The following is a 21,331-nucleotide window of genomic DNA, read 5'->3' as shown; positions in this document are numbered from 1 at the left end:
TTATGGTTTTAAGGGAACAGGGAACAGGGAACAGGGAACAGGGAATAGTGAGTAGGGAATAGTGAGTAGGGAATAGGGAATAGGGGATAGGGGATAGGGAATAGTGAATGTCCTAATTACCTTGGCGGTTGCTATAACTTTGAGTTGGGTTTTGAATCCTAGTAGCATTTTGTCACCAAGCGAAAAGATGACAGGTTTTGAGTAAATGTGATTATTTGTTAGTATTAGTTAATGAACGATTAACTAATACTAACCCTCGATTCAACTGGGAAGCACCCATTAACTTTCTTGGTTAACCTTCTCAAATCTCCTGTTTGTCTGTCATCTCCGCCTGATGCTTTTCCTGTCCATGAATCCTTCTTCCAGGCTATGGCAAAATTTATAAGAGTCCTTCCAGAATTACTTGTCCCCGCATGACCGCAAATATTAGCAACCTCCCTAGTCTCTATGACCCATTTACCACCGAAGCCAGGTGGCAAAAATTTTGGGAAGAAAACCAAGTTTACAAAGCTGACCCCAATCAAGGCGGTGAACCTTACTGTATTGTGATTCCCCCTCCTAATGTCACGGGGAGTTTACACATGGGTCATGCTTTTGAAAGTGCCTTAATTGATACTCTGGTGCGCTATCACCGCATGAAAGGGCGTAACACCCTATGGGTACCGGGAACTGACCACGCCAGCATCGCCGTTCACACGATGTTAGAAAAACAACTGAAGAAAGAGGGTAAAACTCGCTACGAACTGGGGCGCGAGGAATTCTTAGAACGCGCTTGGCAATGGAAGGCGGACTCTGAGGGTACAATTGTTAATCAGTTAAAACGTTTGGGTGTGTCGGTTGATTGGACACGGGAACGGTTTACTTTAGATGAAGGTTTATCAAAAGCTGTTCTGGAAGCCTTTGTAAGTCTCTATGAGTCAGGATTAATTTATCGTGGAGAATATTTAGTGAATTGGTGTCCTGCTTCTGGGTCGGCGGTGTCTGATGTAGAAGTGGATAATCAAGAAGTTGATGGGAATCTTTGGCATTTCCGCTATCCCCTGAGTGATAATTCTGGGTTTGTGGAGGTGGCGACCACTAGACCGGAAACTATGCTGGGTGATACTGCTGTGGCTGTTAACCCCAATGATGAAAGGTACTCTCATTTGATTGGTAAGACCCTGACTCTACCAATTATGAATCGGGAAATTCCCATTATTGGTGATGAGTTTGTTGATCCCACTTTCGGAACTGGTTGTGTTAAGGTGACTCCAGCCCATGACCCGAATGACTTTGAAATGGGTAAGCGTCACAATCTGCCGTTGATCAATATTATGAATAAGGATGGAACTCTTAATGCTCAGGCTGGGGAGTTCCAGGGACAAGACCGCTTTGTGGCTAGGAAGAATGTGGTTTCTCGCTTGGAGTCAGAGGGTGTGCTGGTGAAGGTGGAGAATTATAAGCATACTGTTCCTTATAGCGATCGCGGTAAAGTCCCGGTAGAACCACTATTATCTACTCAGTGGTTTGTGAAAATTCGCCCCATGGCTGATCAAGCTTTAGAATTTCTGGACGGGCAAAATTCGCCGGAGTTTGTCCCCCAACGCTGGAGTAAGGTTTATCGTGATTGGCTGGTTAAGTTAAAGGATTGGTGTATCTCTCGTCAATTATGGTGGGGTCATCAAATTCCGGCTTGGTATGCGGTGAGTGAAACCGGCGGCCAAATTACCGATAATACCCCCTTTGTGGTGGCAAAATCAGCCGCTGAGGCTTGGGAAAAAGCTAAAACACAATTTGGCGAAAATGTCAAGTTAGAACAAGACCCAGATGTGTTAGATACTTGGTTTTCTTCTGGGCTTTGGCCATTTTCAACTTTGGGTTGGCCAGAACAAACGCAGGATTTAAGGACTTATTACCCTAACACTGCTTTGGTGACTGGTTTTGATATTATCTTTTTCTGGGTGGCCAGAATGACGATGATGGCCGGACACTTTACTGGGAAAATGCCATTTAATGATGTTTACATTCACGGGTTAGTTCTGGATGAAAACGGTCAGAAAATGTCGAAAACTAAAGGTAATGGGATTGACCCACTATTATTAATTGACAAGTATGGTACTGACGCGCTGCGCTATACCTTAGTTAAAGAAGTGGCGGGGGCGGGTCAAAATATCCGCCTGGAATATGACCGCAAAAAGGATGAGTCGTCATCGGTGGAAGCGGCGCGCAACTTTGCTAATAAGTTATGGAATGCGGCCCGGTTTGTGATGATGAATTTGGATGGACAAACGCCGCAACAGTTAGGTCAACCACTGGCTACAGAATTAAGTGATAAGTGGATTCTTTCCCGTTATCATCAAGTTATCAAACAAACTAGTAATTACATTGATAACTACGGTTTAGGGGAAGCGGCCAAAGGTCTGTATGAGTTTATATGGGGTGATTTTTGTGACTGGTATATTGAATTAGTCAAATCCCGGTTACAAAAAGATGCCGATCCCGCATCCCGCAAGGTAGCACAACAAATTCTTGCCTATGTGCTGGAAGGGATTTTAAAATTACTGCATCCCTTAATGCCTCACATTACTGAGGAGATTTGGCAAACTCTCACCCAACAACCAGGGGATTCTTTAGAAAGTTTATCTTTACAAGCCTATCCGCAAAGCGATAATCACCTGATTAATCCCGATTTGGAAGCACAGTTTGAATTGCTCATTGGTACAATCCGTACGATTCGGAATTTACGCGCTGAGGCGGATATTAAGCCAGGGGCGAAAATTACGACCAACTTGCAAACTGATAATCCCCAGGAACAGCAAATCCTCACAGATGGACGGGCGTATATTCAAGATTTGGCTAAGGTGGAGAATTTAACTATTGCTGGTGTGGGGGAAGCTTCTCCCGGAGATGAACCCGTCCCAGAAATGGTGGAGAAAAAACCTCTGAGGGGTTTAAAGACAATTGCTTTAATTATTGTACTGCTTGTCTTTACTAGGATAGGTTTAGCGACGGGGAAGGCAATTTATGAAATTCCCTTAATGGGGAGATTTTTTGAAATAGTTGGTTTGGGTTATGCATCTTGGTTTGTTGTACAAAATCTCCTCCTAGCTGAGGACAGACAAAAGCTTTTCGCTGTGTTTTCTGCGCCGCGCCATCCCAAGGAAATCTTACAAACAGAATTACAACAGCCACCAGCACCAGAAAATGCCATTGCTGGTGTTGTGGGTACTGTACAAGTGGTAATTCCTTTGAGTGGGGATGTTGTAGATATTGCTACTCTGCGGGCTAAACTGGAAAAAAGCCTCAACAAAGCCGAAGCTGAGGCTAAGTCTTTGAGTGGGAGGTTAAGTAATCCGAAGTTTGTGGATAAAGCGCCAGCAGAAGTGGTACAGGGAGCCAGAGATTCTTTAGCAGAAGCTGAGAAACAAGCTGAAATTTTGCGCGATCGCTTGCGTAGTTTAACATAGGTCTAATGGGTAATGGTTAAATACAAATTAACCATTACCTATGAACTTACAGCGCATTTTATCTGAGTTAGGTACACAAGGGCGGACACCGATAGCTACCGCTTGCGTAAGCCATTGCCCACCCCAGAAGATTTATGATATTAATGTGTTTACTTTATTGATTTTAAAAGTGCTGTAAATCATATTTTACTTTTCCCCACGGCTGAAAATAAAGCCATGCTATATCTAGCCCAAGTACATAAAAAGAAATTTTCAGATAACTATCACTTACGCTTGTTAGCACGTCAAGAAAGTCCAAACCTGTGGGTAATTATCCCTGAAGAGAGTGTGATTTCTGTGGGTAAAGAAACTAAGATGAGTGATAACTTGCTGGTTTTAGTGCAGCTTTCCCCTGAAGGTGATATTGAAAGTTTAGAAGATGCTAGGGACTGGGTAATAAATTTAGTGCAAACCTACCTCAGCATTGGTATGACACCAAAACAGTTAGAAGAAGAAGTAGAACTTGCCGAAAACTGGCGACAATCTCTAACTTTACAAAATCAAGAATTAGCTCGTCGTACTCTAGAACTAGAAGCACGTCGCGAACAGATTCAAGCCTTAGAAGAACGTCTTCGACGTGACAGAAATCGTCACCATGGAGACTCTGGTTAAACAATTCAAATCTAAGTTTATGTGGGAAAAAATCACCTGATCCCGAACCCCTCTCCTTGGTAAGAAGAGGGGAGTGTTAACTTCTCAGATATTGAGTTAAACTCTTGCGGTTTTAGCTAAGGGAAGAGCTTTAGTACTATCGAGTTCTTCGGATGCTAATAACTCGCGAATTAAACGCGCTATGGCTTTTTGCGCCAGGCGATTAGTAATTTGTTGACCCAACCGCTGTACACCTGGATTTACTAACAGTTGGGCCAGTTGGGGAGCTAATTCCACCGGATCAAAATCACGGTTTTCCCGAAGAATATTTAAAATGCGTTTAATATGGTCTAAGGTTTGTTGTTGCTCAACTGTGGCCCTTGGGATTTCGTGAACTGCTGTTAAACCTACTCTTTCTCGCAGGATATAAGTGAAGTTGTGCAGAACATTTTTACCTACAGCATTAACTCCATTGAGAAATTCATCTACTATTTTGTTGCGAATGAATGCACCCCGTTCAGAAGAAAGAAACTCGACTCCCTGGTTTAAAACTAGATTGAAGTCGTAATCCTGATTTTTCTTCGCATTACGTAACAAGTTTTCTAACCGATTCCAACGGAATTTTTCATCTTTAAATAGTAAGTTTTGCAGTGATGTTCTTAATTGTGGTGCTTCGTCGGTTAACAGACGTTTCGCAACATAAGGATAGGCTTCGCTGAGAACTTTGAAGTTGGGATCTATATATATAGCGATACCTTCGAGGGTTACCAGGGAGCGAATAATTAAAGCGTAGTAAGGAGGTACGCGGAAAGGATATTCATACATCAAAGCTGAGAGTTCATCAGTGATGCTTTTAATGTTCAAGTCAGCAACGCTGGCTCCTTGAGCATCAGCAAAGACTCTTGCAAAGGCGGGAATTATGGGTGTTAAGTCGGTGTCTGGTGATAAAAAATCTAGTTTAACGTAATCGTTGGCTAAACCTTCAAAGTCACGGTTAACGACGTGAACGATCGCTTCAATTAAACCATAACGCTGGGGCGGTTGTACCTGACTCATCATGCCAAAGTCGAGATAAGCCAATTTCCCCTCTGGTGTGGCTAATAAATTACCTGGGTGGGGGTCAGCATGGAAAAATCCGTGTTCGAGTAGCTGGCGCAGGGAACATTGGACACCCACTTCAATCAGATAACGAGCATCTATACCTTGGGCGTTGATTTCGGCAGTTTGGGTTAATTTTGTGCCGCTTATCCACTCCATGGTCAGGACGCGACGATTGGTGTATTCCCAGTAAATTTTCGGGATGTAAATATCTTTTATGTGACCATATAACTCGAAAAAGCGTTCGGCATTTTCTCCCTCATGAATATAATCCATCTCTTCAAAGATGCGATCGCCTAATTCATCGAGGATACCAACTAAGTCACTGCGTATTCGTTTAACTTTATTTTTTACCCAAGCGGCGAGTTGGCGCAAAATAAACAAGTCAATAGTAATTGCTTCTCTTAAATCAGGGCGTTGGACTTTAATAGCGACTTCTTCACCAGTTTTCAATTTACCTTTATAAACTTGCCCCAGAGAAGCCGCCGCAATGGGCTGTTCGGAGAGTTGGGCGTAAATTTCCTCTGGTGGTGCGCCTAATTCTTCTTCAATAAATTGGTAAGCGATGGCGTTAGGAAACGGCGGTAATTGGTCTTGTAACCTAGTTAATTCTTCTAGATATGCGGGGGGAACCAAATCTGGTCTAGTAGATAAAGCCTGTCCGATTTTAATGTAAGCCGGCCCCAATTTCGTGAGTAGTTCTCGCAGTTGAACAGCTCGACGGGGGTCTTTTTTCACCACTATTCCCCGGCGGTTGTCCCACCACAACCCAAATAGAAAGGAAAGGGTCGGCCCTAAGACTGCGAAAATACGCCGCACAACTTTTAGGGGGCGCTGGCGATAATGTTCCCTAATCTCTTGGGGATCGTAAGGTATAGCCTCAGTATCGGACTTTTGGTTAATCATAGATTTTGGTGAATCAACAACTAAGGTTGATATGCCATTTTCTGTTACTACTGGAGTAACTTGTGGTTCGTCCTCGGTTTTGCGCGAAGTCGGGGAAAGTGTCTTAACAATCATGAAGGAAGCCACCGAGAGGATTAAGCATGTAAAGTATTGTAACAATAAGTTTACAAAGAATCATCCCTCAAACAGGGATAAATTAGAGTTTTTCCCCAAGTTATCAGGGCGGGTTATCCACTCCAAACTACTAATAACTAGTAAAATGGCTTACTAGTTCAATAATATCTCGATATTCCCTATCCTCAACTGATACTTATAGGGGGAACAATTATAGACTTTCCAGAGAAAAGCGTTGTATCATAACAATATGCCCACAATGCACCAAGAAGTAAGAAAAATAACCTGCTTAGTGTTCTGTAAGTTAAAAGTACCCGCATCTGTCCTCTTGGAGAATTTGGCTTGATGTTGCTTTGGCTGCGAATCGAAAATTTTGCCCTGATTGATCAACTAGAGCTGGAATTTGGCCCTGGTCTCAATGTACTAACAGGTGAAACCGGTGCGGGAAAATCCATTATCTTGGATGCCATTGATGCGGCTTTGGGGGGTAAAATCTCTAGTCGAGTTATTCGCACGGGAACGAATCGTTCACTGGTAGAAGCTACTTTCACCCTATCACCTTCCTTAACCACTTGGTTGATAGCACAGGAAATCGATTTAATTGAAGATAACTGTGTAATAGTTAGCCGAGAAATTACTGGCAGTAGTAGTAATATCCGTAGTAGATCGCGGGTAAATGGGGTGTTAGTGAATCGCCAGATCATGGGAGGGCTGCGCGATCGCCTGGTGGAAATCACCGCCCAAGGTCAAACTTTACAGGTAGGACAGCCGGCCCAAGTCCGAGAATGGTTAGATGTGTATGGTGGTGACTTACTGATGCAACAGCGTCAAATCATTGCCACAGCCTTTAGTGCTTATCAAAGAGCTTATCTGGTCTTGGAAAAACGCCGGACATCAGAAAGGGAACGTCTACAGCAACTCGATTTGCTCAGGTATCAAATCCAAGAATTGAGAACTGCTAACCTCCAAGATCCTCTGGAATGGGAACAACTCCAGCAAGAACGGGAACGTCTCAATCATGTAGTGGAACTGCAACAGATGAGTTACAAGGTGTATCAATCCTTGTATCAAAACGATAATGAGACACCTTCTGTAACGGATTTATTAGCAGACAGCGAGGCGACATTAACTGATATGGTGGAGTACGATGGCCAATTACAACCTTTGTTAGATCTGGTCAGGGATGCTCAAACTATGATCATGGAAGTGGGAAGGCAAATTAATACTTACGGCAGTAGTTTAGAAGCCGACCCCCAAAGATTGCAAGAAGTAGAAGAGCGCATTCAAGAATTAAAGCAAATTTGTCGTAAGTATGGCCCTACCCTCACAGAGGCGATCGCCCACTACCAACGCATACTAGACGAGTTGGCAGAACTCAATGACGGTGAACAGTCGATTGAAAGTCTAGAACAGCAGGAAATGGCCTGTTTTGCCCATCTAACCCAAGTCTGTGAACAGTTAACTAAATTGCGTCGGCAAACCGCTGCGGATTTAGAATCTGAATTACTGTGTGAACTCAAGCCTTTAGCTATGGAAAAGGTAAAGTTTCAAGTGGAGATCGTGCCTATTTCCCCCACAGCCACTGGTGCGGACAAAATTACCTTTATGTTTAGTCCTAACCCTGGGGAACCCCTGCAACCTTTAATAGCGATCGCTTCCGGGGGGGAAATGAGTCGCTTTTTACTGGCGCTGAAAGCTTGTTTTTCCCGAGGGGATGCGGCGGAAACTATGATATTTGATGAAATTGATGTGGGGGTTTCTGGGAGGGTCGCCCAAGCGATCGCAGAAAAATTACACCAGCTAAGTCAAAATAACCAAGTTTTATGTGTTACCCATCAGCCCCTAGTGGCGGCGATGGCTGACAGACATTTTCGTGTAGATAAAAAAACTATTTGCCTAAGTAATAATACTGAAATTAGGACGGTGGTAAGAGTCACTAGTTTAGAGAATATGACCAATCGCCGGGAAGAACTGGCGCAGTTAGCTGGTGGTAAGTCCGCCACAGATGCGATCGCTTTTGCGGAGTCTTTATTATTACAAGCGGCTCATCATCGAGGACAAGAAATAATTTAATTTGACACTCCGACATAAATCTAAAATGAGGACTTCCTATCTCAACTGACGCTATAGTTAGGGTAGTTCGGGTTTTGTGTTTCTACTCATGAGAATTCCCTTGACCGTATGTATGACCTCAAGCAAAAAGTCTGGCAATACTTCTGGACTTGGGCTATAGTAATCCTGGTCACCTTGACTTTTAGTGCATGGGGTGTGCAATCAGCAGAGGCATTACTGCGACAACATCATGATTCCCCTGGTGTTTTGCGCTATCACTCCCAAGTATCTATCAAAGATGAAAAAGGCTATACTTGGCAGGTGCTATTGTTCAAACAAGATGACAAAAGTACAATCAAAGATTTAAGATTACGCCTAGTGGGTTTTCCGGGGATTGTAGAAATTGCTCACCCGCAACCATTAGTAATTGAGACAACATCAGGAAAACTATTGAGTGCATCAGATGCCTATAGCTTAACTGCACCTGCTCCCAATGTGGGTGAATATGAATTAACTAAAATTCTCCCCCAACTAGGAACCACCGATGCACTTAAACTATATGTGCCGACTAAAAATGTCAAGCCATTGCTGATCAATATACCTGAGAATGTAGTTACTGAATGGCAATGGCTAGTAACAGAAATTGAGTAAATTTCATTGATTACTACGCAAAGTTTCATGAATAACCGTCATGAATAATTCATTGAGAGGAATTCCCGCTGTTTTGGCCATGGAGGAAATCACACTTCTCGGAGAAAAAGAACAATATAAACCAGCCTCTAAAAACCAAGGTTGTCCATCTGGATCGATGCGGAAATCAAATAAACTATAGTGGCGACAACCCAAGGCCTGATGACAGAGTTTAGCTACTTCCTGCACCCGTGGGGTCATAGGGTCATTACAGTCCACAATCCAAGACTTGGTGTGATCTTTAGCGCTAAAATCCAAGTTACCATCATCGGTTTCCTTGAGTTTATCAGCATATTTGCGGATAGGTTTGTCGTGGGGGTCTAACTTATACTCTTCTAGGGGTAAACCCAATAACTCTCCGTCCTTAACAAGGATACCACATCTAACTTCTCGACCGAGTGGGATGAATGTTTCTACAATCACCTCATCTGCATATTGAAATGCTGTCTGCAAAGCAGCCTGATAATCAGTAGCCTCCTTGACTAAAGCCACTCCTAAAGAATTGTCAGAACTAACGGGTTTGATGACTACTGGTGGTGTAATTGTGGGTATATCTCCTGGGCGGAGTAATTCTCCTCGAGGTACTTTCACTCCTGCTGCAGCGACAATTGCTTTAGTTCTGGCTTTGTGGCTACCTATTGCCATAATATCGGCAGTATTGCCAATATAAGGAATATTCAGCAGGTCGAATAGGGCGCGGTAGTAAGTCATTCCCGGAATACAAAACATTTGTGGTAACGCCAGGTCAATGTTTTGCGATGTAATAAATTTAACAGCATCCCCTAGAGACATCGGTTTAGTGATAGCGATATCCTCTGGACTAAGAGAGGGAGGAAAACGCCACTGGCCATCAGGTGTAACGTATGCAATCTGAAAATCATAGCGTGATGAATCTGCCGTTGCTGTCAAACAGTCTTGAGCATAAAGGCGTGATAAATGACTATAAAACTCATTGTATGCAGACCCCACCAAATGCAGAATACGAAGTACAGACATAATAGACTTTCCTATAAATAGCAGCCAAGGAAAAATTTATCTTTTAATCGCCACCTAACTCTACCAACTTGCCAATATTGAAATCTATTTTTACCCAACCTTTAAGCTGTTGTAGATTTTTCAGCAAGAGCAAGGTAATCTGCCAATGATGTAGAGTCAAAAATGGTACAGGGTCATCAAAGCAGAAAATAGCATCAGTACCCTTGAGGAGGGTATTCACAGATGTTTGCAATTGTTTCCAGGAACGGATACCAGTTAGTCGCCAGATTTCGTGATATATCCAGTAAGTGGGCTTGCTAGTTGCTAGGGGTTCCAAAACTGTAGGTAGGGGAGTCTTACCAAGATAGGCTTGTGCAACACCAGGATGATTGTAGAACATTGTGATCGCCGAATGGGTACGGGGATTGCATTCAATGGCGTAAACTGTCCCATCTTCAGCTTGGATAAAGTCAAAGGAAACTTGCCCAGTCAGTGCTAAACTTTTAACGAAGTGTTGCACCCATTCACGAATTTGGGGATTTTCGACGTTTTCATAGTTGATTTGAAATGCAGAAGAGTGGGAGCAACAATGTAGTCTTAATTCCCCGTCCCGCACTGTGCTATGTGTACATAACTCCTTACCAGGAATAAACTCTTGCATAATCCAAGGGTTTTCGGAACTGATGGGTAAACTGTTGACAAAGGCCGCTGTCTCCTCTGGGGTTTCGCAGGGAAGTTTGGTTAAATTTAAGCGGCGAACAGAGTCGTAAGCCAGATTTTTGAGAATATATTTGCGGGTTTCTTGACTAAAATCAAAATTGATAACTTGTTGTGGATCGGTGATTTTAAAGGACTTGGGGACGGATAAACCAAGCTTTCGCGCCTGCTGGGTAAAAGCAAATTTATCATCTAGCATCTTGGTAATATCTGCATCAAAGTGGAAAACCTCGCAGTATTCTGATAGTATTGGCTTTGCCAAGGAGTCGTAGTAACTAGCTACAGGGCTACATACAGGTACATAAACGTCAACTTGCTCTTTTCTCACGATTTCTACTAAGGCCTGGATATAGCCGTCTGGGTCTGATTGAGGTGCTGGAACTGTATAAAAAGCACTGACAGAACGGGAGAATCTATGACCAGATAACCAGTATTTGTGAGTTTCAATCAGAATAACTCTGTGTCCGTCTGCATGGAAACAACGAGCCAGTTGCAATGCTTTGGTCATCTTGGCTCCACTTACCAGGATAGTCTGCTGTTGAGCTTTTTTTTGGGTGAATGGCGATTTCACAAGGCTCCACAGCAAAGATGTTAATACTATCAAAGCATTGAAGGGTAAGGCTATTAGTAATAAGACGAGGGTACCAAGAGTTTTGAATGTAGTCAGTATTGTTACCATGAAAGCCGGTTGTCAGGTTTGATCTATCACTAAATATCAAGAATAGGAAGGTAGGGGGAGATGAGGAAGCATTGATCCTGTTCATCTCCCTGAAAGCTTGGTTACGCTATGCGTCTAATCAGAGTCACACCATCTCGGATGGGTAAGAGAACTTGCTCCACACGAGGATCGGCGGCGACTACAGAATTAAACTGTGCGATCGCTTGACCATTGGCTGTGCGTTGTTCTGGTGGTAAATAAACTTGTCCCTGTAACAACGTATTATCCACGCATATTAAGCCATCGGTGGTTAGTAAATGATGGTCTAAGATAGTGTGGAAGTACTCTACATACTCCTTTTTGTCAGCATCGATGAAAATCAAATCAAATGATTCTTTTCTGGCTGCTAATTTGTGTAGAGTCTCTAGGGCTGGTGCTACTTCTACAACTATTTTATAGCCGTCTGGAGATTCACCAAAGCAAGCTTGAGCAAATTTTGCCACATAGGAGTCTACTTCACAAGCTATCAGTTTTCCATCCCTTGGTAAAGCTTCAGCCATAGCTAAAGCTGAATATCCGGTGAACATTCCTACTTCTAGAATGCGCTTGGCTTTGGTCATGTGAACAAACATTTTCAATGTCTGTCCCTCTAGATGTCCTGAGAGCATTTCCTGCTCTAATTGACGCACTGTTTCGCGATCGCTAAAGCGTTTACCCCAATCTTCTTGACTAGTTTTTTGCGCCAATGCTGCTAAGGGTCTAGATTCCGGGGTGGTGTAATCATCCAAATAGGGGTCTAAACCTGCTGCTAATTGCACGGACTGGCGCAGGGAATCTAATATCTCTGGGGGAATATTGCTTTGTTGTGCTAATTTCAGGGTTTTCTCTAGCTGGAGGACTAAGATGCTATGTGGGGTTATTGGTCTAGCTGTTTGTTTTCCTACAATACTGGTCATCCCTTTACACCTCCAGTAGTTTGGCTTCTTGAGTTTCAATGTATGCATCAACCCCTTCTCCCTTCCGGGGGTATTGAGCACAAAGTTTTTTATGTTCAACTAAAGCCGCATCAAGTTCTTCACGGGTGAGATCATTAACAAAGAAGCACTCACCAATGGGACGAGGCATAGCAGCGCGTTGTTTGCCATCTCGTGTTAAGCTGATAGACTCGGTAGCATACCAGAGCAAATCGCTATTTAGTAGAGGATGATCCAGAGATAAACCTATACGACTCATCAAATCTAGGATGCGATCGCGCTCCGCTGTAAAAATATACCCCCGTTTTGCCGCGATGGTTGCAGACAAAGCCATATCTATGTTTACCGCATGACCATGATAGAGAGGTACGCGGGGTGCTAATTCTAGGGTAGGACTCCAAGTGTGTCCGTAAGCAATGACGCGATCAAGGTCTATTTCATGCAAGTTAGGAGTTTCCAACTCTAGCATAGTCTTGATAGCCTCATAGTTCACCTTATGGGCAATCTCTTTAAGTTCTGCTGTAGCATTCACGTGTCCAAAGTGAGTGGAAAGCAGTTGTTCGCCATATTCGTATAGTAGTTCAAACACTTGCGAGTTAGAAACTACAGCAATCTTAACTAATTCTGCCATCCCATTGCGAACTTGAGATATTGGCAAGGTCTTCAAAAATGAGAAGTCCAGAATTACCTTCAAAGGTGCATGATATGCTCCCAAGCGATTTTTCAACTTGCGATGATTAACTGCGACCTTAATCGCTACACCTGCATCAATTAAACCAATTAAGGTGGTAGGAACCCGAATATAGTTACTCTTACGACGGTAAGCAGCGCAAGCAAATCCCGCCACATCAGTAACTAGACCACCACCAACGACTAAAACCGGTTCCTTACGAACTAAGCCAAAGTTGGAAAAAGCATCGACAATTTTTTCAAAAGTTTCTAAGGTTTTAGCGGGTTCAGTAATGATGATGGGAAATACTGTCAGTTTAATCTCATAGTGCTGGAAATATGAGTTGATTTGCTGACCATAAAGTTCATAGACATTAGCATCAATCACGGTTAGACAGCGGCCAAATTTCTCATAGCTGTCAGCAATTTCTCTGTTTTTGATATCAAATGCACCATTCACATAGACAAGACTAAAGTCAATTTTTTCGTAACCTTCCACGTGAAACACACTTTCTGTAGCTTTAAAGGATGCTTGAACTTTATTCATGTTTCTTGACTGGATTCCAACTAAAAAATTCACTATTTCGGCAAAAATTACGATTTACCCTGATGGATGAACGCCAGCAAAAAATCATGCTTTTGCGCTTTTGAGAACAAAAACAAGACAAAATGAGCTTTCCATAAAAAAGCTTAATTTTTTTACTGACTGGTAATGTGATTAGACAAAACCATTCATCGGAGTAAATTATGTAATTCGGTTAAGCTCTCATGGGAGAGCACACTTAAACTAGTCAAATGTCCCAGATTTGTGAATATCACAGATCCACTTCGCATCTGGGGATTCTTGACTTCAATAGTGGAAAGATTCATTCCACTATCTTTTATTTTAGTGGCTTTCCGATGGTGAGATTCCTTAAAATTCCAGTCCTGGAAAAATATGTGTAATGTTGATCTCCAAGCTTTAATTTGAGGTTAGAACCATGATTAACCCCGATTTCGCTGTTTCTTAGCATGACATCAAACCTTATATTGCTAAACTCATCACATTCTATTTAGCTGAGAACGACAGTGGATTTCTAGAAACTTTCTCTAATTGTTAACTAGTCCCACTGTATTTTGACTCTAGCAACTTACCCAAGGCTAAACTTGGTCAAACTCCTATCGTTGTCTATTTATGTTGTCTATTTCTGCGATGAGATGTGAGATCACAACCATTATTGACCATCTAATTGCTGTTGTTTTGCATTAGTCTCAAAGCACAAAATAGCTAAACATGAAAGTTACTGATTAGACTCTATTGAGAATTTCAGGATAATTCCTGTTTCCCTCAATTAAGTTAATACCAGCCTCTGTTCCTCAAAATTCATAATTTCAACACAGTTAAAAACATTGTAACAAAACTTTACTCTTTTTCAGCAATAGTTGTAGGCTCAAAAGAATCAAGTTTGTCGCCAGTAGCATTCTCATTCTGAGTTACTCCGGGTAACTTAATTCGCCAAATACTGGTGAGGAAATGAGAAGTGCAGCACAAAGCATAAAGCTATGTTAATACGAATCATAACATAAGTAAATAAGTAAACCGCCAATTTTGCTAAATTCATCTAGAAATAGGAGTTTGAGCACGGTACAGTTAGGGCTGAACCACTGAAATACTGACTCAGGGCACGGCTAAAGCCACATTCTTGAGGATATTCATTGGGCCGTATTGTTTAATTATCTGCATTTGTTCCTGGTTTCGTACCAGCAACGCCCCCGCAAATCCCAAGGAGTTGATAGATATACCATGAAAATCCTCACGCGATCGCGGTATAATTAACATCCATTCCCGTGTAGCTAAAAGATTGTAAGCTCCAGATTGTCTGTTGTCGTCAAGGGCTTCTAACCCCACAGCACTTAATAAGGTATGATATAGCTCTAGTGTAGTTATTGCGGCTGTGTATGGCGAATCCCTGGGGTTTAGTTTGCCCAAAGCGTGAACAAAAGGCAATCCTGGTATAGTAGTTACAGAATCTACAAATGCTGCAGATGTTAGTAGGGGTTCTATAGGTATTTGCAGCCCTGAAAGCGTGAGTGGTAAGGGTACCATTTGCAGGTGTTTATGTGGCTGACTAGCTCCAGCCAGTTTACCACCATTGTAAAACGCCAAACCCTCAAACTCAGCTAGACAAGCCCACATAGCTGTAAAATCCTCTAGGGTGAGTAATTTTTCCTGTTCTTCAAAGGCACGGGTAATAATTAGCAGGTGATAGTCAACAACATTGAACTTGTTTAATATACAAACATGACTCTGGGAAATATCGGCAACGAATAAATCTTGCTCATAGGGAAGAAAGGGATTAGTTTTTTTCTTTTGCTGCTCCTTGTCTGTATCCTTGCGGAGCAGATTAGATAAAATTCTGACTAAAAATTTAACGCCATTGTCTTCGACAAATTCAAAATCTGTCGGTATTGACAGCAGCGCCCCACATTCTAAGGCGTATTGGGTCTGATCCTTGATACTTTTCCACAACCTGTCAGGTTTGAGTAATATTTTTTCTTGGGACATGATAAGATATCTAATTATATTTTGTGTAACTTTTAATTCTGATTTCTAGAAGTTGTTCTATAACTTTCCCAGAGTGAATTTTTATCATATTTTTACCCCCATTAATACCCCCTTACCAAAAAGCGAAGCAATAAAATCAAGTCCCATTCCCCTGTCAATGGGAGGGTTAGGTTAGGCTAAAACACTTTTAAAACATCCTCTTAGAAAAACATAATTTCACCCAACTCAAAAAACATTTCTTCAAGGTGCTCATCTATGGTGTCTTGGGTGAAGGTGCGCATAATCTCTGGTCTAGCGAGGAATTCGCTGATAGTGATTTTCTGTTCTCTAAAGGCTCTCACAAAATCGCGGATAGCAGTAATAGTTTTAATTTCAGCTTCTAGTTGTTCTGCCATACTTGCAATAGCATCTATTCCTGCTCGCGCCGCTTTGCGACAGTCAGTAACCATTGCGCCTTCTGGGGTATTTTTCACTTGGCGAAGTTCCTGTTTCAATTTATGATACTGAGTTTTGAGGATTTGATTTTGCTGTTCTATCCTCATACATTGACGATTTAAATCGTCTTGATTATTCATATCAATATATTTTCCGGATTGATGTTGCTGTTCAATTTCCAAGAGTCTGGCTAAGTCACCCTCTTGGTAAGCTTTGTTGATTTCTTTCATAATTTCAGTATGCAGTATTTGAGTTTCCCTATCTTTTACCTTGTCTGGGTGAAATATTTCTGCTAAACTTAGAAATGTCTGGCGAATTTTTCTGGCGGCTTCAGATTTGTTTACTGAAGAAAAGTTTAGACTCTCCTGGGGTTCTTGGTATTGACTGTGTTCTTCTCTCTGCTGATGTGAGAAATCATCTGTTACCTCCTCTGTGTCTTGAGATTCTGCATAATTACTAGGCTCAGGAGTGATAATTCTGGCAAATTGGAGTTGATAGTAAATTGCTTGAATATCTTTTTTGCTCTGTTTACCCAACTTTCTTTTATTCAAGATTTCATCAAACAGAGTATGAATTTCTCGGTCAATATCTACCAGTTCTTGGAAATGGGGATGATAGCGATTTAATACATCCGTGGCTACGGAACTCATTTGTGTCAAAAAGTTTTGCAGTTCCGTCCGTTTTCGCTTAATTTGTTTTAATAACCACTTGTGTTCTTTGTCTAAATTTTCCATGCGAAGATGGATAGATGACAGCGCCAGTGATGTTGTAGTTGCTGACTGGGATGAAGGTGTGCGTTTTTTCGGCATAAAGTAGGCCAGTCTGAGGAAATTTACATCTGATCAGATCGTACACCCACAATATTCAGTTTAATCAGTTAATTCCAGCGATCGCAGTGGTCACAATTGCGCGAAACTGAAAGCAGATCATTAAGAAAGGAGAACCTAATGGGCTGGACTAAAGTTATTGCGGCTGAGTCCCTGGAACCCAATGGGAGACAGGTAGTAAAAGTTGGCGCACGTAAAATTTTACTTGTCAACCATGAGAATCAGCTTTATGCTGTAGATAACACCTGTCCTCATTTAAAAATGCCGATGAAAAATGGCAAAATTACCGCAGACGGGGCGATTGTTTGTCCTATACATCGCAGTGCTTTTGACTTAGGTACTGGAGAGGTAAAAGATTGGTGTCCATGGCCACCTGGTGTAGGTAAAGTCCTTTCCATGATTTCACAACAAAAAACCCTACCTGTATTCCCTGTGCGTGTGGAAGAAGGTAGTATTTGGGTTGATATCCAAGAGGAATAATAGCCTCTAAATGGCAAGCGTTAACTCACTCTAGGGGCGATCGCTTGCCTGTATACAAGTTGCTATACTAAAGATGGCATAGTTATGAGTGGGAATCAAATCATGCTAGAAAGTAGGGACTATACACTAATTATCGACAAAAGCGGGAGCATGGCTACCCCAGATCAGAAAGGTGGTAGAACTAGATGGCAATCTGCACAAGAATCCACCCTAGCCTTAGCGAGTAAGTGTGAGCAATTCGACCCAGATGGGATCACTGTATATTTATTTTCTGGTAGATTTAAGCGCTATGAGAATGTCACTGCGTCCAAGGTCACACAAATATTTCAAGAAAATGACCCATCTGGTTCCACAGACTTAGCATCTGTGTTAAAAGATGCAATTGAGAATTACTTTCACCGCAAGAGCGCAGGTCAAACTAAGCCCAATGGCGAAATCATCTTGGTAGTAACCGATGGAGAACCCGATGACCGCAAAGCAGTCATGAAGGTGATTATCGAAGCTTCTCGCCGCATGGATACCGATGAAGAATTAAGTATTTCCTTGATTCAAGTTGGTACAGACCCACAAGCTACCCGCTTTCTCAAGGTTTTAGATGATGATTTGCAAAGCGCTGGGGCGAAGTTTGATATCTGTGACACCGTGACCATGGAAGATATGGAAGATATGAGTTTATCAGAAGTTCTACTCAATGCTATTACTGACTAGTTGAGCTTGGCGGTGTTCAAGATTGAATTAACCACAGATGATTCCCTTGTGGTTTGGGCTTCTTCAAGTTTTAATTGGGTACTGATTAAGTTAAAACCATGGATTCTCTTGACAAAGTCCTGGGTGAACTCAAAGCTGAATATCATCAGGGTAAATCCCCAGGACCACAACCACAGAAAAACACAGCTAAATCCTCAACTCCACCACCACCAAAGTCTTTATCTTTAGAGGATAGTCTTTTGGCGCAGGTGCGGACTGATTTTGCTCAACAAGATGCGCTTGAGGAGTTGCAAAAACAGCAAGCAATAGAACAGGAACAAATTCGCCAAGCTGAAATTAAGGCGCAAGGTTTAGCAGCTTTACGGGGGGAAGCAGAAACATGGTTGAAAACATTAGATCCGTTTTCTTCCGAAGGTCTTTGGTTTGAAAGGTTTGCTGAAGGTTATCCTTCTAAATTAGATGCGGCGATGGGATATTTACAAAGCGACGAATAAACAACTTATAGCCTTTTTCAGGCTCATGAAGTACACACCAATTCCCTATTCCCTATTCCCTATTCCCTGTTCCCTGTTCCCTATTCCCTGTTCCCTGTTCCCTCAAACTAAAAAAAATTGTACCTCACGAGCATGGGAAATGCTATGAAATAACCTGTTGTTAGTTTAAGCCTCTGGATGTTTTCTAGGGGTTTTATCTCTGGTAAACTTGGCTTTTAGCTAAATTTGTAAGGCCTTAAACCACCTACTCACCACTGTATTGATGGTTTGTTTGATTTGATGTTTACGATACCACTTTTGAAAAGCCATTTCGTACTCTTCCCCCTTAGTTTGAAAGGTATTCCAAGTATCTAGCCCTAATGTGCAGCTGCAAAATATTAAGAAATATAACGACCAGGTAAGACCGCCACCGCCGACGAAATCTAACAGCATCAAAAAACTGTTAAGAATTGCGTAATTACCCAGACGTTTCTTAAATTTTCCGATGCGGTAGGCGTTAAAGGCTTGTCTTTGTTCAATTTCGCTCCGTTGCGATCGCCAGTCAACTTCTGCTAGATTGAGAGAGTCTGGTGATATATCTAACTCTTGAGCAATTTCTAACAGTTGCTCATAGGAAAATTCCTTATTTTGGTCATCAGCTTGACGAGCGATCGCTAACTGAAGTATTTTCTGGACATCTTCCTGGCTATAAGAACGGAGCTGTTGAGGTTCAAATGCCGTCATAACATTATCTCTGAGTCTAAACAGGTAACTGTTAGCCATTATTTTTACTATATCTAGACTAACAAATCTCAATGGGGTGTAGACAGATATTATGGAAATTATCACCGGGGTTGTGGTTGCACAAAAGCGTAAATATCCTTAATAGCTTGTACCCAACCGTTAGAGACAGATTCCAGGATGCGATCGCCTTTGTCCTTGGTTGCGGTTGTAGCATCGCCAATTACCCCAGTTTTACTTATATCCTTTGTAGCCCAAGAAACAGGTAGTTTGCCCTCTAAACTCAGTAAGCTGCTTTGTCTTTGTTCTGGTGGATACTCAGCAACAGCTTGATCCATTCTTACCTGTTCTGGTAGAATTGCCAGCATAATACTAGTTTCAGCATCTCCGGCGTGCATACCTTGGGCTGCTTCCTTGGGTGTTAATAATTCTTTGGTAATATGAGGCACACGCCAAGTAAATAAGGGAAACACCAAAAAATCACCATATTGAATATGTAAATCCCGGGCTACCATTTGCATAACTTGGGGTTGTCCACCGTGTGAGTTCATTAACACCAATTTTCTAAACCCAGCGCGGTAAATACTTTCCCCCATTTCCATAATTACTGCTGTCAGGGTTTGAGTACTTAAAGTAATAGTTCCGGGAAAATGCCAATGCTCATTGGATTTACCATAATATAGGGTAGGTAAAGCATAAGCGGGAATACTTGCATCTAGCTTTTTGAGAGCTTCCCCCAACACTCCCACACCAATAGCAGCATCAACAATTAAAGGTAAATGGGGTCCATGTTGTTCAATAGCGCCCACAGGTTGAATAATAACCACATTTTCCTTATTTGGCATAGCTTGGATATCAGTCCAAGTTAGGTAGGGAAAAAACCTTTCAGGGGGAATAAAACTGTGCATATTAGTTGACGGTTGACGGTTGACAGGGATAGATGACAAACCTATCCGCGAATGACTGTGATATTTCTGCCCTGGGGACTCCGGGCTATTTCCGTGGTGGTTCGGTCACTAATGGGGGGTAAATCAGGGCGACGGTCAAATATTACTAACCATCCTGTATCTAGATTTAATCCTGATAAATACTTATCTAAATGTATCAATCCTTGCTGTAATGGGGTGGGTTTACCCTGTTTCCATACCTTTAATTCCATCCCTAAGACTACATCCCCATGCCTTAAACATATATCCATCCTCCCAGAGCCTATGGCGTATTCTCGTTCTAGGCTACCACCACCATTAACAACCCGGTGTAAAAATGCCATTAATACTAAGTGGGGAGCAATTTCTGGGTAAGGGGTACTTTTAAATAATGCTTCCCCGTGTTGTCGCCAAAAGTCTAAGAATGAATTTAACAGTGCTGTTACATCCAGTTTTCCAGTGGGTGTTAACCACAGGGGTTGAACAAATGTTAAAGAAGCAATTGTGACATTAGCTAAAGTTGTCGGAAATACCTCTCTATAGATAGGATTAGCAATTTCCAGTCCACCACCTCTATCCCGTTTACATAAACCTAAATCTAACACATAGCGCAAATTATCATCAGGAACGTTGCCTAACTCATCCCCGGCTAACATGGGTTGAATAATTGCTTTTACCCTATCCTCTCGCAGTCGCTCGGCGAGACTATCTAAATGGGTGTCTTGCCTTTGAATTAGTATATCTTTGGCTTGATTAATTAAATCTACAGTGATGGGGATATTTACATCTTCTGCTAAATACTCTGTAACTTCCTTAGCTAAAGCATTGACTAACCAAGGTTGACCTTGAGTTAAATAGTAGGCGTGGTTAATGGCTTCGGGGGTAAAGATTTGCCCTGTGGCTGTGGTATGTTGTGCGTATAGACTTTTTACCTCTTCTAAGGTGAAATTACTCAAAGTTAGAGAGCGCACCTTGATATTAAATGGGCTAGAGGTATTTAACCTATCACTACCGCCAGAAGCTACTTTATAATCACGTACATCCCGCATCCCGATTAAGGCTACACATTGGGGGAAACCTTGGGGACGATTGGGATAACCATCGCAAATTTGTCGTAATATAGCAATTAAGGTTTCATTAGCTAAAGCATCGATTTCATCAATAAACACCACTAAAGGAGGGGATGAAATCTTTGCCCATGATTCTAATGCTGCTCCAATCCGTCGCCCTACAGGAGCATCAGGCCATTTAGGGGGTTGTAATTCAT

At 42.1% G+C, this 21,331-nt stretch carries 18 protein-coding genes; 8 read left to right on the top strand and 10 right to left on the bottom strand.

From position 1 onward, the window contains the following. The first annotated feature begins 413 nt into the window (after positions 1 to 413). Genes NWP22_RS16045 through NWP22_RS16035 form a run of 3 tightly spaced genes read left to right on the top strand, consistent with a single transcriptional unit; the run spans position 414 to position 4,097 of the window. Entirely contained in the window at positions 414 to 3,446 is a 3,033-nt protein-coding gene (locus NWP22_RS16045; RefSeq protein WP_271734706.1) for a valine--tRNA ligase, read from the top strand. Between the two features lie 40 nt (positions 3,447 to 3,486). Beyond that, entirely contained in the window at positions 3,487 to 3,624 is a 138-nt protein-coding gene (locus NWP22_RS16040; protein WP_271734704.1) for a hypothetical protein, read from the top strand. Positions 3,625 to 3,662: 38 nt separating this feature from the next. Next, positions 3,663 to 4,097 (top strand): hypothetical protein, encoded by a 435-nt coding sequence (locus NWP22_RS16035; protein WP_271734702.1) that lies wholly within the window; start codon positions 3,663 to 3,665, stop codon positions 4,095 to 4,097. Between the two features lie 96 nt (positions 4,098 to 4,193). On the opposite strand, the gene NWP22_RS16030 is transcribed toward NWP22_RS16035, so the two are convergent. Then, entirely contained in the window at positions 4,194 to 6,194 is a 2,001-nt protein-coding gene (locus NWP22_RS16030; RefSeq protein ID WP_280802099.1) for an ABC1 kinase family protein, read from the bottom strand. Between the two features lie 345 nt (positions 6,195 to 6,539). Here NWP22_RS16030 and recN point away from each other — a divergent pair, with 345 nt between their 5' ends. After that, positions 6,540 to 8,267: a DNA repair protein RecN gene (gene recN / locus NWP22_RS16025; protein ID WP_271730862.1), complete on the top strand. Its 1,728-nt coding sequence runs from the start codon at positions 6,540 to 6,542 to the stop codon at positions 8,265 to 8,267. A gap of 108 nt (positions 8,268 to 8,375) precedes the next feature. Further along, positions 8,376 to 8,897 (top strand): DUF3122 domain-containing protein, encoded by a 522-nt coding sequence (locus NWP22_RS16020; RefSeq protein ID WP_271730861.1) that lies wholly within the window; start codon positions 8,376 to 8,378, stop codon positions 8,895 to 8,897. Between the two features lie 3 nt (positions 8,898 to 8,900). Here the strand turns inward: NWP22_RS16020 and NWP22_RS16015 are convergent, their stop codons facing one another. The 6 genes from NWP22_RS16015 to NWP22_RS15990 form a co-directional block, all read right to left on the bottom strand. Then, complete coding sequence (locus NWP22_RS16015) at positions 8,901 to 9,932, bottom strand: D-alanine--D-alanine ligase family protein (RefSeq protein WP_271730860.1); 1,032 nt, start codon at positions 9,930 to 9,932, stop codon at positions 8,901 to 8,903. A 43-nt stretch (positions 9,933 to 9,975) separates the two neighbouring features. Next, complete coding sequence (locus tag NWP22_RS16010) at positions 9,976 to 11,307, bottom strand: ATP-grasp domain-containing protein (protein ID WP_271730859.1); 1,332 nt, start codon at positions 11,305 to 11,307, stop codon at positions 9,976 to 9,978. Between the two features lie 101 nt (positions 11,308 to 11,408). Then, positions 11,409 to 12,242 carry an O-methyltransferase gene (locus tag NWP22_RS16005; RefSeq protein ID WP_271730857.1) on the bottom strand — a complete coding sequence of 278 codons (834 nt, stop codon included), beginning with the start codon at positions 12,240 to 12,242 and terminating at the stop codon, positions 11,409 to 11,411. 4 nt (positions 12,243 to 12,246) lie between these two features. Further along, positions 12,247 to 13,476, bottom strand: a complete 1,230-nt coding sequence (locus NWP22_RS16000; protein WP_271730855.1) for a sedoheptulose 7-phosphate cyclase — start codon at positions 13,474 to 13,476, stop codon at positions 12,247 to 12,249. Positions 13,477 to 14,586: 1,110 nt separating this feature from the next. Further along, on the bottom strand, positions 14,587 to 15,474 hold the full coding sequence (locus NWP22_RS15995; RefSeq protein WP_271730854.1) for an ATP adenylyltransferase family protein: 888 nt from the start codon (positions 15,472 to 15,474) through the stop codon (positions 14,587 to 14,589). 200 nt (positions 15,475 to 15,674) lie between these two features. Beyond that, positions 15,675 to 16,718: a J domain-containing protein gene (locus tag NWP22_RS15990; protein ID WP_271730852.1), complete on the bottom strand. Its 1,044-nt coding sequence runs from the start codon at positions 16,716 to 16,718 to the stop codon at positions 15,675 to 15,677. A 138-nt stretch (positions 16,719 to 16,856) separates the two neighbouring features. Between NWP22_RS15990 and NWP22_RS15985 the strand changes: the two genes are divergently transcribed. From NWP22_RS15985 to NWP22_RS15975, 3 genes are all read left to right on the top strand, one after another. Then, entirely contained in the window at positions 16,857 to 17,216 is a 360-nt protein-coding gene (locus NWP22_RS15985; protein ID WP_271730851.1) for a Rieske (2Fe-2S) protein, read from the top strand. A 102-nt stretch (positions 17,217 to 17,318) separates the two neighbouring features. Further along, positions 17,319 to 17,924: a vWA domain-containing protein gene (locus tag NWP22_RS15980; protein ID WP_271730850.1), complete on the top strand. Its 606-nt coding sequence runs from the start codon at positions 17,319 to 17,321 to the stop codon at positions 17,922 to 17,924. A 98-nt stretch (positions 17,925 to 18,022) separates the two neighbouring features. Further along, positions 18,023 to 18,418 (top strand): salt stress protein, Slr1339 family, encoded by a 396-nt coding sequence (locus tag NWP22_RS15975; RefSeq protein ID WP_271730849.1) that lies wholly within the window; start codon positions 18,023 to 18,025, stop codon positions 18,416 to 18,418. Positions 18,419 to 18,637: 219 nt separating this feature from the next. Here NWP22_RS15975 and NWP22_RS15970 read toward each other — a convergent pair whose 3' ends face one another. The 3 genes from NWP22_RS15970 to NWP22_RS15960 form a co-directional block, all read right to left on the bottom strand. Continuing rightward, on the bottom strand, positions 18,638 to 19,141 hold the full coding sequence (locus NWP22_RS15970) for a 2TM domain-containing protein (RefSeq protein ID WP_271730847.1): 504 nt from the start codon (positions 19,139 to 19,141) through the stop codon (positions 18,638 to 18,640). Between the two features lie 101 nt (positions 19,142 to 19,242). Then, entirely contained in the window at positions 19,243 to 20,046 is an 804-nt protein-coding gene (locus NWP22_RS15965; protein ID WP_271730863.1) for a creatininase family protein, read from the bottom strand. Between the two features lie 41 nt (positions 20,047 to 20,087). Further along, the coding region (locus tag NWP22_RS15960) for an ATP-binding protein (RefSeq protein ID WP_280802098.1) at positions 20,088 to 21,331 on the bottom strand (1,244 nt) is incomplete at its 5' end.

Source organism: Anabaenopsis tanganyikae CS-531 (genome assembly GCF_029891675.1).
In the GTDB taxonomy this organism is placed as follows: Bacteria; Cyanobacteriota; Cyanobacteriia; order Cyanobacteriales; family Nostocaceae; genus Anabaenopsis; species Anabaenopsis arnoldii.
Note: the sequence above shows the minus strand (reverse complement) of the source record. Positions and strands in the feature narration are given on the sequence as shown.

Excerpts from the sequence above, each read along its gene's own strand:
- NWP22_RS16045 (WP_271734706.1), top strand. The coding sequence starts at position 414 with ATGACCGCAAATATTAGCAACCTCCCTAGTCTCTATGACCCATTTACC.
- NWP22_RS16040 (WP_271734704.1), top strand. The coding sequence starts at position 3,487 with ATGAACTTACAGCGCATTTTATCTGAGTTAGGTACACAAGGGCGGACA.
- NWP22_RS16035 (WP_271734702.1), top strand. The coding sequence starts at position 3,663 with ATGCTATATCTAGCCCAAGTACATAAAAAGAAATTTTCAGATAACTAT.
- NWP22_RS16030 (WP_280802099.1), bottom strand. The coding sequence starts at position 6,194 with ATGATTGTTAAGACACTTTCCCCGACTTCGCGCAAAACCGAGGACGAA.
- recN (WP_271730862.1), top strand. The coding sequence starts at position 6,540 with ATGTTGCTTTGGCTGCGAATCGAAAATTTTGCCCTGATTGATCAACTA.
- NWP22_RS16020 (WP_271730861.1), top strand. The coding sequence starts at position 8,376 with ATGTATGACCTCAAGCAAAAAGTCTGGCAATACTTCTGGACTTGGGCT.
- NWP22_RS16015 (WP_271730860.1), bottom strand. The coding sequence starts at position 9,932 with ATGTCTGTACTTCGTATTCTGCATTTGGTGGGGTCTGCATACAATGAG.
- NWP22_RS16010 (WP_271730859.1), bottom strand. The coding sequence starts at position 11,307 with ATGGTAACAATACTGACTACATTCAAAACTCTTGGTACCCTCGTCTTA.
- NWP22_RS16005 (WP_271730857.1), bottom strand. The coding sequence starts at position 12,242 with ATGACCAGTATTGTAGGAAAACAAACAGCTAGACCAATAACCCCACAT.
- NWP22_RS16000 (WP_271730855.1), bottom strand. The coding sequence starts at position 13,476 with ATGAATAAAGTTCAAGCATCCTTTAAAGCTACAGAAAGTGTGTTTCAC.
- NWP22_RS15995 (WP_271730854.1), bottom strand. The coding sequence starts at position 15,474 with ATGTCCCAAGAAAAAATATTACTCAAACCTGACAGGTTGTGGAAAAGT.
- NWP22_RS15990 (WP_271730852.1), bottom strand. The coding sequence starts at position 16,718 with ATGCCGAAAAAACGCACACCTTCATCCCAGTCAGCAACTACAACATCA.
- NWP22_RS15985 (WP_271730851.1), top strand. The coding sequence starts at position 16,857 with ATGGGCTGGACTAAAGTTATTGCGGCTGAGTCCCTGGAACCCAATGGG.
- NWP22_RS15980 (WP_271730850.1), top strand. The coding sequence starts at position 17,319 with ATGCTAGAAAGTAGGGACTATACACTAATTATCGACAAAAGCGGGAGC.
- NWP22_RS15975 (WP_271730849.1), top strand. The coding sequence starts at position 18,023 with ATGGATTCTCTTGACAAAGTCCTGGGTGAACTCAAAGCTGAATATCAT.
- NWP22_RS15970 (WP_271730847.1), bottom strand. The coding sequence starts at position 19,141 with ATGACGGCATTTGAACCTCAACAGCTCCGTTCTTATAGCCAGGAAGAT.
- NWP22_RS15965 (WP_271730863.1), bottom strand. The coding sequence starts at position 20,046 with ATGCACAGTTTTATTCCCCCTGAAAGGTTTTTTCCCTACCTAACTTGG.